The 14,238-nt window shown below is 67.4% G+C and carries 14 protein-coding genes and 1 pseudogene; 7 read left to right on the top strand and 8 right to left on the bottom strand.

The genetic code is table 11. The annotated features are described in order from the left end of the window. The first annotated feature begins 10 nt into the window (after positions 1–10). The 4 genes from ME121_RS06635 (at position 11) to ME121_RS06620 (ending at position 2,999) form a co-directional block, all read left to right on the top strand. A complete protein-coding gene (locus ME121_RS06635; protein WP_012329782.1) occupies positions 11–1,057 on the top strand; it encodes a DUF7146 domain-containing protein in 1,047 nt (348 codons plus the stop codon). A gap of 266 nt (positions 1,058–1,323) precedes the next feature. Next, the gene (locus ME121_RS06630) at positions 1,324–2,265 is read left to right on the top strand and encodes a DUF2493 domain-containing protein (RefSeq protein WP_012329783.1); all 942 of its coding nucleotides are present in this window, start codon (positions 1,324–1,326) and stop codon (positions 2,263–2,265) included. Between the two features lie 198 nt (positions 2,266–2,463). After that, entirely contained in the window at positions 2,464–2,700 is a 237-nt protein-coding gene (locus ME121_RS06625; protein WP_012329784.1) for a CopG family ribbon-helix-helix protein, read from the top strand. Next, positions 2,700–2,999: a type II toxin-antitoxin system RelE/ParE family toxin gene (locus ME121_RS06620; protein ID WP_012329785.1), complete on the top strand. Its 300-nt coding sequence runs from the start codon at positions 2,700–2,702 to the stop codon at positions 2,997–2,999. The genes ME121_RS06625 and ME121_RS06620 overlap by 1 nt, the downstream gene beginning before the upstream one ends. A gap of 102 nt (positions 3,000–3,101) precedes the next feature. On the opposite strand, the gene ME121_RS06615 is transcribed toward ME121_RS06620, so the two are convergent. After that, a complete protein-coding gene (locus tag ME121_RS06615) occupies positions 3,102–3,518 on the bottom strand; it encodes a helix-turn-helix domain-containing protein (protein WP_012329786.1) in 417 nt (138 codons plus the stop codon). Between the two features lie 115 nt (positions 3,519–3,633). After that, positions 3,634–4,335 carry a DUF2726 domain-containing protein gene (locus ME121_RS33390; protein WP_245337746.1) on the bottom strand — a complete coding sequence of 234 codons (702 nt, stop codon included), beginning with the start codon at positions 4,333–4,335 and terminating at the stop codon, positions 3,634–3,636. 684 nt (positions 4,336–5,019) lie between these two features. On the opposite strand from ME121_RS33390, the gene ME121_RS06610 reads away from it, so the two are divergent. Continuing rightward, positions 5,020–5,172 carry a hypothetical protein gene (locus ME121_RS06610; protein WP_012329788.1) on the top strand — a complete coding sequence of 51 codons (153 nt, stop codon included), beginning with the start codon at positions 5,020–5,022 and terminating at the stop codon, positions 5,170–5,172. A 530-nt stretch (positions 5,173–5,702) separates the two neighbouring features. Here the strand turns inward: ME121_RS06610 and ME121_RS06605 are convergent. From ME121_RS06605 to ME121_RS06595, 3 genes and pseudogenes are all read right to left on the bottom strand, one after another. Further along, positions 5,703–6,497 carry an alpha/beta fold hydrolase gene (locus tag ME121_RS06605; RefSeq protein WP_012321648.1) on the bottom strand — a complete coding sequence of 265 codons (795 nt, stop codon included), beginning with the start codon at positions 6,495–6,497 and terminating at the stop codon, positions 5,703–5,705. Beyond that, positions 6,494–8,201, bottom strand: a pseudogene (locus tag ME121_RS06600) (GMC family oxidoreductase). The gene ME121_RS06605 and the pseudogene ME121_RS06600 overlap by 4 nt, the downstream one beginning before the upstream one ends. A gap of 4 nt (positions 8,202–8,205) precedes the next feature. Next, positions 8,206–9,591: a UbiD family decarboxylase gene (locus ME121_RS06595; RefSeq protein ID WP_012321646.1), complete on the bottom strand. Its 1,386-nt coding sequence runs from the start codon at positions 9,589–9,591 to the stop codon at positions 8,206–8,208. A 176-nt stretch (positions 9,592–9,767) separates the two neighbouring features. Here ME121_RS06595 and ME121_RS06590 point away from each other — a divergent pair, with 176 nt between their 5' ends. Together ME121_RS06590 and ME121_RS06585 are read left to right on the top strand one after the other, a co-directional pair. Beyond that, positions 9,768–10,691 carry a LysR family transcriptional regulator gene (locus ME121_RS06590; RefSeq protein ID WP_012321645.1) on the top strand — a complete coding sequence of 308 codons (924 nt, stop codon included), beginning with the start codon at positions 9,768–9,770 and terminating at the stop codon, positions 10,689–10,691. Positions 10,692–10,799: 108 nt separating this feature from the next. Beyond that, a complete protein-coding gene (locus tag ME121_RS06585; protein WP_012321644.1) occupies positions 10,800–11,372 on the top strand; it encodes a UbiX family flavin prenyltransferase in 573 nt (190 codons plus the stop codon). 7 nt (positions 11,373–11,379) lie between these two features. On the opposite strand, the gene ME121_RS06580 is transcribed toward ME121_RS06585, so the two are convergent. From ME121_RS06580 to ME121_RS06570, 3 genes are all read right to left on the bottom strand, one after another. After that, positions 11,380–11,847 carry a TIGR02444 family protein gene (locus ME121_RS06580; protein ID WP_012321643.1) on the bottom strand — a complete coding sequence of 156 codons (468 nt, stop codon included), beginning with the start codon at positions 11,845–11,847 and terminating at the stop codon, positions 11,380–11,382. A gap of 31 nt (positions 11,848–11,878) precedes the next feature. Then, the gene (locus ME121_RS06575) at positions 11,879–13,228 is read right to left on the bottom strand and encodes an MFS transporter (protein ID WP_012321642.1); all 1,350 of its coding nucleotides are present in this window, start codon (positions 13,226–13,228) and stop codon (positions 11,879–11,881) included. A gap of 174 nt (positions 13,229–13,402) precedes the next feature. After that, positions 13,403–14,209, bottom strand: coding sequence for an enoyl-CoA hydratase/isomerase family protein (locus tag ME121_RS06570; protein WP_012321641.1), 807 nt, complete (start codon positions 14,207–14,209; stop codon positions 13,403–13,405). Positions 14,210–14,238 lie beyond the last annotated feature (29 nt).

The raw sequence follows: 14,238 nt of genomic DNA, 5'->3' as shown, positions 1-14,238 counted from the left end.
GGACGGTGTTATGAGTCGAACCGATTTTTCTGACTTGGCGCGCCGCCTCGCCGAGGAGGCCGAGGCGGTCTGTCGGGCCTACCTGTCGAACGGTCGGCGGCAGGGCAACTACTGGCGGGTCGGTGACGTCTACAACGCCGCCGGCGCTTCCCTTCATGTCCGTCTCACCGGGCCCACATCCGGTCCGCGCGCTCGCGGCCGATGGGCGGACGAGGCCACCGGCGAGTTTGGCAATCTCCTCGACCTGATCCGGCTCAACCGCGGCCACGACTCGTGGTCTGAAACTCTCAAGGAAGCACGCAGCTTCCTGCGCATGCCGCGACCGCAGACGGAGCGCTCCGCCACGCCACCGCCGGCGGCTTCCTCGTATGATCCCACCGAGTCGGCCCGCCGTCTCTTCCGATGTGGCCGGCCCCTGAGAGGTACGTTCGCCGCCACCTACCTCGCGGGACGCGGGCTCGATCATCCCTTCGACAGTTCCGCCCTGCGGTTCCACCCCCAGTGCAACTACCTGCACGACGACGGCACCTGGGCGCAGCATCCGGCGCTCCTCGCCGCCCTCACGGATCTGAGCGGGGCGATCGTGGCGATCCAGCGCACGTGGCTCGCACCGGATGGGCGCGGCAAGGCCCACCTCGACGAGCCGCGGCGAATGCTCGGCCAGTCGTTCGGTGACGCCGTCCGCTTCGGCGGCAGCATTCCCGACATCCTGCTCGCCGGCGAGGGGCTGGAGACGGTGCTGTCGGTGCAGGCCGTCCTCCCGGCGGTCCCCGCCCATGCCGCGCTCACCGCCAATCGCCTGTCCGCTCTTCTTCTCCCGCCCGGACTGCGCCGCCTCTACGTCGCCCGCGACAACGACGCCGCAGGCCTTCGCGCCCACGAGGGCCTGCGCGCCCGGGCAGAGGCCGACGGCGTCCAGGTCTGGGAACTCGTGCCGGCGGCCGACGACTTCAACACCGACCTGCAGCAGCTTGGGCCCGCGGGCTTGGCGCTGCACCTGGCGCCGCAGCTCGCCGAAGAGGATGCGATGCGCTTTCTCCGTCTGGAGGCCGTGTAGGCCCCTCCCAGGGCCTGAATCGGTCGAGGATGCGGGGAACCGGCTGCTTGACGGGGATGGGCCTCATGGCCCCGGAGAGCGCGCGCAGCGGCCTTCTCGGAGGGCGACCTATACCCGGGCGATCGTCGGGTTCAACGGCACGCCGTCCGGCGCTGCGCTTGGCCCTCGGGGCAAGCCCTCTTCGGGTGATCCCGCCGCCCCGCCCGGGAGACCGGCCGCCATCAAGGCCGCGGCGGTCGCGGCTTCCATCGCCCGGAGGCCATCCCATGCTCGATCAGCTCGACGCTCCGTCTACCTTCCTCGCAGATCACGCCACCGAGGCGGATCCCAGTCTCCTCAGCGAGCTGCTGACGCAGCACCACCGTCCGTTCGAGGAGCACGCCGACCCGCGGCCGATGCCGAAGCCCGAAGCCGTCGAGGAGGCACTGGTCGGCGCGATGAACGCCCTCGCCGACCTGTTCACCGAGACGCGCCTTGAGGACGACACCGACGATGTTCTGTGGGGCTTCGTCAACCTCTTCCACCGGCGCGTCGAGATCCTTGATCGCAAGCTCGACGACAACGAGGTGGCGCAGCGCCAGTCCCAGCGCGAGCAGGACGGCAGCGAGGTGCGGTCCGTCGAGCTGGAGCGTCAGATCGCCCTGGGGCTCAGCCTGACCGAGCGGCGCAACGCCTTCGAGTTCTCCCGCGACGCCGCGGCCGGGATCTACCGCGTGCTCACCGGCACGCCCTGGCGCCCCCGAACCGGCTCCCAGATCAATCGCGCCACTATGACGGCGGCGATGATCGACTCGCGCGATTTCCTGGCGGCCAAGCGCAAGGCCGACACCGAGCTCCTGGTCCCGCCCGGGCCGCGGATCCTCTTCACCGGCGGCCAGGACTACCAAGATGTGGACCGGATCTGGGCCGTCCTCGACAAGGTGCGCGCCAAGCATCCTGACATGGTGCTGCTGCACGGCGGCAGTCCCAAAGGTGCCGAGCTGATCGCCGCCAAGTGGGCCGACACCCGCAAAGTGCCCCACGTCGCCTTCAAGCCCGACTGGACCCGCCATGGCCGAGCTGCACCCTTCCGGCGCAACGACCTGATGCTCGACCAGATGCCGATCGGCGTCGTGCACTTCCCCGGCAACGGCATCTGCGACAACCTCGCGGACAAGGCTCGGGAGCGGGGTGTCCCGGTCCGGCGGGGTGTCCGGGCTAGCGCATAGCCGCCGGCTTGCCGGTAGCCCTCGATCGGTGTTTCCTCCCACTCAGGCCACGTGCGCCGGTCTCCAAGCCCAAGGCGCGAGGCTGCCGGAGGGCCGGAGCCGGTCGAGCCGGACTTGACGATGAACGCGCGACGGCGGATTGCTGACCGACTGCGCGCGATCATTGAACGGCGACCGGCCTTTATGCCATGATGGGTCATGGCCGAAGCCTCCATCATCACGCCCGATCTGCAAGCCCGCGTCGATGCCATCGCTGCGCGCTCGGGCCGTGCGCCCGCTGCGATCATCGCCGACGCGCTCGAACACGGCCATTCGCTCGACTGGCAAGAGCGCTATGTCGATGAGGTGATGGCCGGCCGTGCCGACATCGCCGCCGGTCGGATCGCCTCGCCTGAGGATGTCGAGCGGGTGTTGAACAAGTATCGCCCGAGCTGATGCAGGTCGTCTGGTCCAGACGCGCGCTCGATCATCTCGAAGTCATCCAGGACTACATCGCGCAGGACAGCCCTGCCGCTGCCTACAAACTCGCCCTCACTGTACATGAGCGCGTCCTGGCCCTGCTGCCGGATCACCCGCTGATCGGCCGGTCCGGACGCGTCGCCGGCACCCGAGAGTTGGTCATCCCGGGCACAGCGTACATCGTGGTCTATGAGGTGAGCGAGCGGATCAATATCCTTGCGGTGCTGCATGGCGCTCGCGAATGGCCGGCTGAGTTCGTGGCGCCCGAACAGTAGGCCTTGACGGGGGGCGAAACAAGACGGGCACAAAGCTTGGCTGGATGAACAGTTCAGTAGCGCTCTGAATTTTAATCGATCTGTATATCAAGGATAATGGTACTATCGTAATCTCCCGGTCTGACTGTAGTTTGCCGCAGCAGAGATAAATATCGACACCGCTACGAGAAAACGCACGTCCTCAATATAGGATAGCTTAGTTGTGATTTCTTGGATGCGCTGCTGGATCGGATTGAGCATCCTCTTCTCATCCGGCAATAGATAATTGACCGGCACGTCGAGAATGTGGGCGATGACGTAGAGCGTCGAGGCTGGAATGCGGCTCAGACCGCGCTCGTACTTCCGCATCTGCTGTCCGGAGAAGCCCAACATCCCGCCGAGCTGTCCATAGCCCAGGCGGCGATCCTGGCGGTGCTTTCGGATCCGCTCGCCGATGTCCCGATCCAGCGGCCCGGCCTGACGGGCGCGCAGATCCTCGGCCTCGATCCACCCCAATGGATTGCTGCCATCCTTCGACATGCCCGGCGCGTCCCGACTCGGGAGGCCCGTGTCTGCGGTGCGCCCCCGCAAACGAGCCTCGACCACCCAACAGTCGGGGAGTTGGAAAACCGCAGAAAGTCGGTCCCTACGACCTTTAGCACCGAGGCGCCTGAACATACGTCGCAGGCTCCCCGACCCAGGAGGTCAAGGATTGCGGTGCCCAAACCGGCGGGCACCAAACCGCTTTCTGTGGGGTTTCCACGCCCCAGGGCGGCGCGTACCACCCCGCGGGTAGAATACGCGATCTCAGAACGGCCATCCAGCGTTCTGTGTCGAAGGGAAAGCCCGGTCGCTTCTTTTGCGAACTGCCGAGAGCCGAGAGATGCTCCCGTACGATCCGCTCTGAGGGACGTGGCTTGGACGGGATCCGGATGACACGGTAGTGGCCCAAAGCCAGCATGGCATCACGCTCGCGATCCTTCGCACCATCATGGCTGGAATCGTCCAGCTCTATGATCGCTTCGACCGATCCCGTATAGGGATCAAGAACGACAAAATCAGTGATTTTCTGGCTGAATTTGTTCCGTGTTCGCCAGAATTCTTTCGCGCTGAGACCCCGCTGTGGCTTCAGTAGAGCGCCCGTGGCGACTTGGCAGGCAATATGATACCTGGGAAGGACTCGACGCAGGATGTTCAATAGGTCAAGTTCGGCCCTCGTCAGAAACGGCTTACGTTCGATCTTGAGTCTGTCTTGGCCACGTATTTTCGAGGTTATATAGTGAGCAAATATGAGCGCGCACCAGAGGGATATTGCGCAGATAATTGGCGGATAGGATGCTATATCAATCCGTGGCATCATGATTAAATTCTTCAGACTGCACAGCCAAAAACTATCATGCCATGCAGCCTTGTCATCGGGGTGCTGATTGAGGGAGTTGAAAATTCGGGCCGTTCGATGGGTGCGTCTTTCCGGTGCCAAGGCCCCTCCAGGCCGGGCTCTACTCGCCCCGCCGGGGCTCCCCGAACCCGCTGCGCGGTTTCGGCCCCTGCGGGGTAACGATCCCTCGCACAACGCGCAGCCGCGCGTGCGGCAGGCGCTATGCGCCTCTGCGCCCTCTCGGGAGGCAGAAGCCGCCGAGAGTCTCCCGCGGGTCACCCGCAGCCGTATGGCTTGGGGATCGGCCGGCTCGGCCCGGAGCCTGTCGGGGATTCGGTGCTGCCCGTGCCTCATGCGGCACCGACGGCTCGGCATCGCTCGCGTCCTCTCTGGCGGCCGGACCGTCCCCGGCACGATTGACGACGAGAGATCACGCCCCGGGACCGTCCGATAGCCGCCGGGCGAGGTTTTTCCCCTGCCGGCTCCGCCGGCATTCCTCGCGCACCAACAAACCCCGCCCTGGGGCCCCTCTACGCTCCGCTCGGGGCTCCTCCGGCACCTCCGCTACGCTCCGGGTCCGGCGGAGTATCGGACGATCCCGTTGCGCGATTGGAGGTCGTCATCGCGCTTGGGACGGTCCCGAGCGCACGGGGGACACGAACGATGCCGAGCCTCACCGCCACCTCGACCGCCAACCGCAACCTCCTGTTCCAGATCGAAGAGCTCCGGGCCGAGCTGGCCTCCGTCACCTGCCCGAAAGAGCGCCGTCAAATTCAGCGTGAGTTACGCGCCGCGAAAGCCCAGCTCATCGCCTGACTGTGGGGGCCGCCTCCCCGGGCGGCCCGTCCTCCATCTCATGGCAGACTGCTTCGCAGGAGGTCGGAGCATAGTCGCGACCATGCATCTGAGTCGGAACCCAATCAGCTTGAGCATGAGATAGCCGCTTTCGACCCTTCTCGGGCGTTCGGAAGTTCTGCTTACCGGCGGTCTGATTGGCCCTGAATGACCGGGGCTGGCCGAAAGCGGCCGGTCCGCTCTGGAGGGGGCTTGCTGGAAAAACGGACAGCGTCTTACCCGATCCAATCCGGTCATACCGTCGAGGACGCGCATTCGCTGAAAGCTGTCGGGCGGCAACGTGGGCGAACGTGCCCAGTACCACAGCTGGGCTTTGTCCTCGCCCGGATTTGGAAAGCTCGATCTGGGTGAGGCCTGGGAGGCAGGTGACTCCAAATAACCCTGTCAACGAACCTGACACCGCCTCCTGCCCCCCCCCACGGGAAAGGGGGCCGGCACCCGGCCTCGCGACTGTGTGTTTCAAGGCCAATCAGACATTGTCTTGTGGAGACTTAATTTCTGCTCAAGACAGGTGTGACGAAGCGGGCGATGACGTCGGCAGTTTCTGCCAACGCTTCGCGATGTGGGTGATGCCCAACATTCGGCATCTCATAAACAGTCAGCAGACCGGCGGGGCAAAGTCTGCGAGCGGCACCAATCTGGGCCTTAGTTCCGTAAGCATCCTTCGTCCCCTGGATGATGATTGCCGGGACGGTCCATCGCGTAAGGGCTGTCTCGATTGTCCATCCGCGCCGAGCCGGATCCAACCAGGCGTCGTTCCAGCCGCGAAAGGCTCCCTCGACATCGGTATGCCGACGGCCGAGACGGACCTTCAGATCGCCATTGTCGTAGGCGTCCCGGGCCCGTCGGGCCCCGGCCAGCGTCGCCTCCTCGACGAAAAAATGGGGCGCGATGAGGATGCCGCCCCGCACGCGGGTGTCGCCCTCCGCCAACGCGAGGGCCGCGATCGAGGCGCCATCGGAATGGCCGATCAGCAGGCCGCTTCGCAGTCCCGCGAGGTCGAGGACCTGGGGAAGTATGGTGCAGGCTTCATGTTCGAGAAAGTCGGTCCGGCGGGGCAGAGGCACCGGACTCGAGGCCCCATAACCCTGGCGCGAGAAAGCCAGGACACCGCATCCGGTCTTCTCGACCAGAATTTCCGGCAGCGGGCCCCACTGCGTGGCAGAACCGAGACCCTCATGAAGCAACACCAGCGTCGGCGCCAAGTCCGGCTGCGGACCGACGAAACGGTATTCCAGCCGTAGGTCGGCCACCGCAAAGGCGCCGAATGTGTCGAGAGGGATCATCCCATCTCCACCATCATCCTCTCCGCGATCTTTTCCGCAATCATCAAGGTCGGGACGTTCGTGTTTGCGCTAGGAAGGCGGGGCATCACCGATGCGTCGGCGACGGACAGGTTGTCGGTTCCGATGACGCGTCCCCCCCGGATTGACCACCGCGCCGGGATCGTCGGCCCGGCCCATGCGGCACGTACCGCTCGCATGCCAGACCCCGAAGACGTTGTCCCGGACAAAGTCGTCGAGAGCGCCATCGTCCTGAAGCACTGTCGCCCAAGCGTGGCCGCCTAGGACGGCGCGCAGCAGCGGGGCGCGCAGCATGGCCGGTGCATCGAACACGGGGGCGAGGAGGCCGGTGAGCCGCCGGTTGCGAGGGGAGACGGCGCTCAACCAGCGGATCAGCGGCGAATAGTTCGCGGGGAAGAGGTCGTCGGAGCGGGGGTTCAGCGTGGGCGAGACCACGAGGTCGCTGAGCAGCCGAATCCCCGAGGCGAGGCGTTCGAGATCGCGGCGATCCGAGAGCAGGCCGAGATCGATGTCGGGCGGGCCGGACGGGTTCGCCGGATCGAGGCGCAGGCGCCCGACCGAGTGCGGTTGGTTCACCCAGAGGAAGTAGAGCGCAAGGCGTCCGCCGAGGGCGTGCCAGCCGGCACGGGCGGAGGCAGTGAGATACATATCGGAGGCGCAGCCTTCGGGATGGCCGGACGAATAGCGCAGGGCCAGCAAGCTCGCGCGCCGGAAGGTCTCGGGCAGCCGGAGCGGGCGGGGAAGGACCTGGGCCATCGTCAAAGCGGGATGGTCCCGCAGGTTCTCGCCGACGCCCGAACGATCCAGCCGGACGGGTATCCCGCAGGCGGAGAGCGCATCGCCCGGGCCGATCCCGGCACGCAGGAGGAGCACCGGCGATTGAAGAGCGCCGGCGCACAGGACTACGGAGGCGGCGCTCACTTGTTGCTCGGATCCGTCGCCCCGCCGCAGCACGGCCCCGGTCGCGCGGCGCCCGTCCATCACCAGCGAACGGACCTCGAGGCCGGCGGCGATGGTGAGATTCGGCCGGGCCCGCGTACCCACGTCCAAATACGCGGCGGCGGCCGAGACCCGCGCGTCGTCCCGGTTGGAGAAGGCCGGCGGGAAGATCCCGTCCTCGAACTCGCCGTTCTGATCGACGCGCCGGGGCAGCCCCGTCGCATCGAAGGCGCGGGCGACCGCATGGGCGAAGGGAGGCCATGCGGGCTCCAGGATGCGCCGGATCGGGAGCGGCCCATCATGGCCGTGCAGCGGACCGCCGCAATCGAGGTCGGTCTCGAGCCTGCGGAAATACGGCAGTACGTCGTCCCAGGCCCAGCCCTCGGCGCCGAGCGCGGCCCAGGCCTCGTAATCGCGGGGCAGCCCGCGGTTGGCCGCCTGGACGTTGATGCTGGACGAGCCGCCCATCACCCGGCCCTGCTCGTAGGCCCGCCGCCGCATGCGACCGCGGGAGTCGCGGGTGACCGCCGCGTCGAGCCCCGGCCAGATGTAGGTGTCGCCATGGAACAGCGGCATCGGATAGCTGTCGAGAATCTCCGCCGGCACCCGGCCCGGCGGTGTATCGATGCCGGCTTCGACGAGGAGCACCCGGCGCCGCGGGTCGGCGGAGAGCCGGTGGGCCATCACGCAGCCGGCAGAGCCCCCGCCGACGATCAACACGTCGACCGTTTCGGGCAAGGCGTTCATGGGATCAGCCGATCGCCGCGCGCCAGTCGGCGCCGGACGCGAGCACCGCGTCGAGATCGACCTCGGCCTCGCCGGGAACACGGATGCGCTTGAATTTCATGGGGGGCGCGTCCAGCGGAACGGTCGCGTCGAGACCCATCTTCGCGCCGACCCCCTCGCGGCCTGATGGATCGAGCTTCGAGCCTTGGGCGTGAGGGATGACGACGAGGTCTCGGTCCGCCTGGAACCGCGTCGAGACCGCCCATTCGACTTCTTGCGGGACGTGGATGTCGACATCCGTATCGACCACGACTGCGTGCTTGATGTCGTAGTGGGCCGCGAAGGCCCCGAGCAGCACGTTCTTGGCCTCACCCTCCTGTGTCTTCCGCAGGCGGACGTAGAGGTGGTAACGGCCAACTCCCCCCAGGGACAGATGCACGTCCTCGACACCGGGGAAGCTGCGCTGCAGCGTTGCGAGGATCGTGGCCTCCCGGGGGATCGCCCCCAGCAGCAGATGCTCAAGGCCGCCGCCGACGATCATATGAAAGATCGGATCGCGCCGGTGCGTCACCGCATCGACCTGCATGACGTGCCGCTTGGCCCGCTCCCCGTAATATTGCGGGAATTCTCCGAACGGCCCTTCCGGCTCGCGGATTTCGGGCAGGAGGCGGCCCTCGATCACAATCTCTGCGTTCGCCGGAACGCGCACGCCGTTCGTCAGGCACTTGACCACGTCGAGGGGTTGGCCGGTGAGCGCCCCGGCGATCTCCAACTCGTCGTGGCCGAGGGGCACGATGGCCTGGGAGGCGAGGAGGCAGGCGGGATCGACGCCGACCACGAGGGCGACTTCGAGGCCCCGGCCCTGGGCCTCGGCCTTGCGGTAGAAATTGTCGGTATGCCGGGGCAGGACCAGCACGCCGATCCTGTCCGGACCGCTGATTTGGCAGCGCAGGATGGCGACGTTCTGCAGGCCGGTCTCTGGGTCCCGGGAGATCATCAGGCCCGCCGAGATGTAGGGCCCGCTGTCGTGCTCGTTCAGAGTCGGCACCGGCAGGATCTTCAGGATGTCGAGTCCCTCCCGGTGGACGACCTCCTGCGCGGGGGCGGAGTTGTGTTCGTGCCAGGGGAGCGGCTGGGCGGCGGCCTGCTGGAAATGGGCGACGAGGTGATCCTGCGTGGTGCCGAGGGCTTCCGCCATCCAGGCCCGGCTCGACACGAGCCCGGAGACGATGGTGCCCGGATGCCCCCCGGGCTGCGGAAATAGGCTGGCCTGCCGGCCGTCGAGGCGGCTCGCCACCGCCGCTGCCTCGTGGCGCAAGCCGATTCCCGGCCGCGCGATGGCGAGGCGCCCATCCCCGGACAGCCGATCGAGCCAGTCGCGGAGGGAACGAACGGGAGTGGGCGCGTTCATGCTGTCCTCACGGCGGGGTCTTCTCAACCAAGCTTGCCATGGGAGTAAGCGTTAAGCTCTTCTCGCAGGCGGGAAAAATAACGATTGGTGATGCCGCCCATCAGCCGGTTTGAATTGCGCCGACCGGCCCGCACATGGTCCTCTGGCGCGTTGCTCGTGTCGCCTGGGTCCCGTGTATGGATCTCCGTCAGATCTCCTACTTCGTCGCCCTGTTCGAGGAGGGCAGCGTCACCCGCGCCGCGCAGCGGATGAACGTCGTCCAGCCCGCGCTCAGCATGCAGATCGCCAAGCTGGAACGGGAACTCGGCCAGCGCCTGTTCGACCGCCAGCCGAAGGCCATGGTGCCGACAGCCGCCGGCCGGACGCTGCACCGGCTGGTCCACCCGATCCAGCGGGATGTCGCCGACGCCCGGGCGGCCATGGCGCGCCTGTCCCAAACAGTGTCGGGCCGCGTCACGGCGGGCATCCTGTCGTCCCTGTCGATGAGCGTGATCCCCAGCGTCCTCGCTCGCTTCGCGGCGGCCTACCCAGAGGTCGAGCTATCGCTGGCCGATGGCTACAGCAGCACCTTCATCGAGGGCGTCGGCACCGGCGCCCTTGACCTCGCTGTGATCAACCGGCCGGCCCGACGCCTCGGCCTCGTCATGGCCCCCCTCCTCGACGAGGAAATGGTCGTGGTCGGCGGGCGCGACACACCGTTGCCGGTGCCCCTGCCCATCCGGATGGCGGACCTCGCCGCCCTTAACCTGATCCTGCCTTCGACCCGACACGGCCTGCGCGTCGAACTCGACCGCCGTGTCGCCGCCGCGGACGTGACCCTGTGCCCGAAGCTCGAACTCGACCTGCCCCCCGCGATCGCGGACTTTGTGGCGCGCTCGACGCGTTTCACTGTGCTGCCGAGCATCGCCGTCAGCCGACAGCTCGCCGACGGGTCCCTCAAGGCCTACCGCATCGTCGCGCCGCGCATCGCCCGCGAATTGGTGATCATCCACCATCCGCAGAAACCGCTCAGTTACGCGGCGCAGCTCCTCATCGGTATCCTTGAGGAGGAGTTGAACGCGGCGGCGGCCGCACTCCAGGCCCATATCATCACCGGTTGAGCCCCCCGGACTGATGGCAGCGATCAGCCGACGTTATTCGACACGGGCGAGCACACCCCGATACTGTCACCGGCAAGGTCGCCGCGCCCGTTGCGGCCGGGAGGAACGATGACACCGCTGCCCCTCGTGGTCGGCATCTCGGGTGCTTCGGGTGTGATCTATGGGATCCGTCTCCTGGAAATCCTGCGCGACCTCGCGATCCCGGCCCATCTCGTGATGTCGCGCTCGGCCGAGGTGACGCTGGCCCATGAGACCGACCTCAAGGTCGCCGACGTCCGCGCCCTGGCCGCCAAGACCTACGCCCAGGGGGACATCGGCGCCTCAATCGCCTCCGGCTCCTTCCGGACCCGCGGCATGGTCGTGGCTCCCTGCTCCATGCGGAGCCAGGCCGAGATCGCGACCGGCGTCACATCCGGCCTGCTGACGCGGGCCGCCGACGTGACCCTGAAGGAGCGCCGCCGCCTCGTCCTGATGGTGCGGGAGACTCCCCTCCACACCGGCCACCTCCGCACCATGACGGCGCTCTCGGAAATGGGGGCGATCATCGCCCCTCCGGTTCCGGCCTTCTACGCGCGTCCGGAGAGCCTCGCCGAAATGGTGGACCATACGATCGGGCGGGTTCTCGACCTGTTCGACATCGATGCACCCGGCGTCCGGCGTTGGCGGAGCGGAGAAGGCTGACCGGCGCTCAGCCCTCCAGCGCCGTCGCGAGAACCCGCAGCGGTGCCTCCGGCCAGGTCCGGCCGAGATAGGCGGCATAGAGGGCCAGCGCCTCGCCGCCCGAACTCACCGGCATATCTGGGACCGGCGCGGCCTCGAAGAGAGCCGCGAGGGCGAGGCGCTCCGCCTCGATCTCCGCGAGCTTGATCCGCTCCCGGAGCGCCTCCGTCCCCTGGCCCGGCATGAGGTCAGACCGCATCGCCCGGCGGATCGCCCGTAAGGGAATAATCACCTGTCCGCGCCAGGGGCCAATCCGGGCTTCCGCTCCGGCGAGCGCCGAGGCGTCTAGCCTTCGTCCGGTCCTCCCGCACCAGATCAGGTACAGGAGCAGGGGCACATCGGCGCCGCCCTCGTCCTGGAGGGCGAGGCAGGCCGCGGCGACGCCGGGCCGGCCATAGAATGCGCAGGCGAAGGTCCAGAGGGGATCACTCGTCATGGGAGGCCTCCGCCCGCGCAGAACCGTATCGTCAGGCCCGGTCGAGATTGCCCTGCGTCTCGTCGGTCAGGAAGGCACCGACAAGATAGACCAGGGTGACGCCGGTCGTGATGACGGCCAGCACCATCGGAATTTGCGTCGGCCCGTCGGCGACAAGGGAGACGAGCGTCGGCAGCATGCCGCCCAGCGCGAAGCCGATGTTCCAGGTCAGGCCCGTCCCCGTGGCCCGCACCGCCGTCGGGAATTTTTCGTTGAGGAAGATCAGCAGCGGCCCGTAGCTGCCGTTGGCGATGAGCGCCAGCAGGAAGGCGCAGGCCGCGACCCCAACGAGGCTCGTCGTGTTCGCCATGGTCAGGAACAGGGCGGGAAAAGCGAGCAGGCGGATGACGCCCATCAGAAGGAACGACCGTTTGCGCCCGATATGCTGGCTCAGTTCGCCCATGCCGCAGGCGCCGATCGCCGCCGCGACGTTGGCGCCGATCAGGATCATCGAGGCGGTGGCGTTCGGCACGCCGTTCACGAGCTTGAGGAGGGTCGGCAGGTAGCCGGACGTAAGGTAGTAGGCTGCGCCACCACCGAAGGAGATGAGAGTCGCGACCGCGAAGCTTCCCCGGTTGGACGGTGAGAACAGGGAGCGGATCGGCGAGGCCTCCGCCGGAGCGCCTGCCCGGAGCGCCGCCTTCCGGGCCTGCAGTTCCTTGAAGATCGGGGATTCCTCGAGATTGCGGAAGAGGATCAGGCCGATCACCGAGGTCAGGAGACCCGAGAAGAACATCAGCCGCCAGCCCCACTCGGCGAAGGCTTCTCCCGGCGCCATGAGCGAGACGACATAGAAGACCAGGGAGGCAAGCAGGCCGCCGATGGCCGAGCCGCCACCGCCGACCGCCCCGGACATCAGCCCCCGCCACCGCTCCGGGACGGATTCCGTCCCGATCGTGTGGGATGCCGCGACGACGCCGCCGACGAAGATGCCCTGGACGAGGCGGAAGAAAAGGAAGACCGCAGTCGCGAGCCATCCGATCTGGCCGACCGTCGGCAGGAGACCGAAGACCGCGGTCGATATGCCGACGCCGACCACCGCCACCATGAGGGCGCGACGGCGGCCGAAGCGGTCCGCATAGGAGCCGAACAGGGCCGAGCCGAGGGGCCGGATCAGCAGCGTGACCGCGAAGGACGCATAGGCGCCGGCCAGCGACAGCATCGGCTTGTCCGCCGGGAAGAACAACGTGCCAACGACCGGCGCGACGTAAAGCAGGATGAACAGGTCGAAGAGATCGAGCCCCCAGCCGAACAGCGAGGCCATGGCGGCGGTCACCGTCTGCCGGCCTGTGGGTTTGGCGAGGGCGGGGGGATCGGATGCGAAGGTGGCGGCGGTCTGCATAGATTTCCTCCGGGGGATGCGGTCGTTGCCGCGGGGGGGCCGGTTCGGGCTCTGGGTCTGGGCGGGAGCCATTCGGGCGTGCGTCGTCGTTTCCCGCCTGGGCGGGATCGAAGCGGTGCGGTAGGCGTCACAGGATGGGGGGAACCGCTCGGCAGCCCCCCCGGCGCGGCCGGACTATGAGCCGGTGAAGCGCGGCGCGCGCTTGGCGTGGAACGCCTCGACGCCCTCGCGGAAGTCGTCGGCCTGACGAAGGCGGCTGTAGCAGTGTCCTTCGAGCTCGATGGCGATGGACAGGCTCGCGTCCTCGGTGTCGTTGAGGAGCTTCTTGGCGGTGCGCTGGGCGATGGGCGAGAAGGCGCGCAGTTCCTCCACGAGGGCGTCGGTGGCCTTCTCCAGGTCCGCATCGGGTACGCATTCGGTGGCGATGCCCCAGTCGAGGGCCTGCCGCCCGGGGATGCGCTTGGAGCGCATCACGATATCCTTGGTCCGGGTGATGCCGACGATCTTCTGGAGCCGGGCCGAGCCGCCGGAGCCGGGAATCTGGCCGAGCTTCTGTTCGGGAAGCGCGTAGCGGCAGGTCTCGGAGACGATGCGGAAATCGCAGGCCAGCGAGATCTCGAAGCCGACACCGAACGTGTAGCCCCGGTTGGCGGCGATGACGGGCTTCGAGCAGCGGGCCGGCGCCGCTATGTTCCAGGCGAGCTTCGAAACGTGCTCGGGCGAGGCGTCGAGGAAGCCCTTGATGTAGCCCCCCGACGAGAAGTGCTCGCCCTCCGCCCGCAGGACGATGACCCGCACGCGGGGATCCTCGTCCAGCGCCTCGAAGACCTTGCGGATCTCATCGCGCTGGGGCATCGCAATGACGTTCATGGGCGGCCGCGCCAGGATCACGTCGGCGCGCTCGCGCTCCGAGTCGATCTCGACGCGGAACCCGTCGAGGTTCGTCAGGCGCGGGTCGATGGTGTGGGTGTCGCTCGTCATGGGTTTGGTCTCTCGCTTGTGATTCGGAG

Source organism: Methylobacterium sp. ME121 (genome assembly GCF_000974725.1).
Lineage (GTDB): Bacteria > Pseudomonadota > Alphaproteobacteria > Rhizobiales > Beijerinckiaceae > Methylobacterium > Methylobacterium radiotolerans.
The sequence above is the reverse complement of the archived record's forward strand: the minus strand, read 5'-3'. Positions and strand labels throughout refer to the sequence as shown.

Coding starts and splice junctions, on each gene's coding strand:
- ME121_RS06620 (WP_012329785.1), top strand. CDS start 2,700: ATGCAGGTCGTCTGGTCCAGACGCGCGCTCGATCATCTCGAAGTCATC.
- ME121_RS06615 (WP_012329786.1), bottom strand. CDS start 3,518: ATGTCGAAGGATGGCAGCAATCCATTGGGGTGGATCGAGGCCGAGGAT.
- ME121_RS06625 (WP_012329784.1), top strand. CDS start 2,464: ATGGCCGAAGCCTCCATCATCACGCCCGATCTGCAAGCCCGCGTCGAT.
- ME121_RS33390 (WP_245337746.1), bottom strand. CDS start 4,335: ATGCCACGGATTGATATAGCATCCTATCCGCCAATTATCTGCGCAATA.
- ME121_RS06590 (WP_012321645.1), top strand. CDS start 9,768: ATGGATCTCCGTCAGATCTCCTACTTCGTCGCCCTGTTCGAGGAGGGC.
- ME121_RS06580 (WP_012321643.1), bottom strand. CDS start 11,847: ATGACGAGTGATCCCCTCTGGACCTTCGCCTGCGCATTCTATGGCCGG.
- ME121_RS06630 (WP_012329783.1), top strand. CDS start 1,324: ATGCTCGATCAGCTCGACGCTCCGTCTACCTTCCTCGCAGATCACGCC.
- ME121_RS06610 (WP_012329788.1), top strand. CDS start 5,020: ATGCCGAGCCTCACCGCCACCTCGACCGCCAACCGCAACCTCCTGTTC.
- ME121_RS06585 (WP_012321644.1), top strand. CDS start 10,800: ATGACACCGCTGCCCCTCGTGGTCGGCATCTCGGGTGCTTCGGGTGTG.
- ME121_RS06595 (WP_012321646.1), bottom strand. CDS start 9,591: ATGAACGCGCCCACTCCCGTTCGTTCCCTCCGCGACTGGCTCGATCGG.
- ME121_RS06575 (WP_012321642.1), bottom strand. CDS start 13,228: ATGCAGACCGCCGCCACCTTCGCATCCGATCCCCCCGCCCTCGCCAAA.
- ME121_RS06605 (WP_012321648.1), bottom strand. CDS start 6,497: ATGATCCCTCTCGACACATTCGGCGCCTTTGCGGTGGCCGACCTACGG.
- ME121_RS06570 (WP_012321641.1), bottom strand. CDS start 14,209: ATGACGAGCGACACCCACACCATCGACCCGCGCCTGACGAACCTCGAC.
- ME121_RS06635 (WP_012329782.1), top strand. CDS start 11: ATGAGTCGAACCGATTTTTCTGACTTGGCGCGCCGCCTCGCCGAGGAG.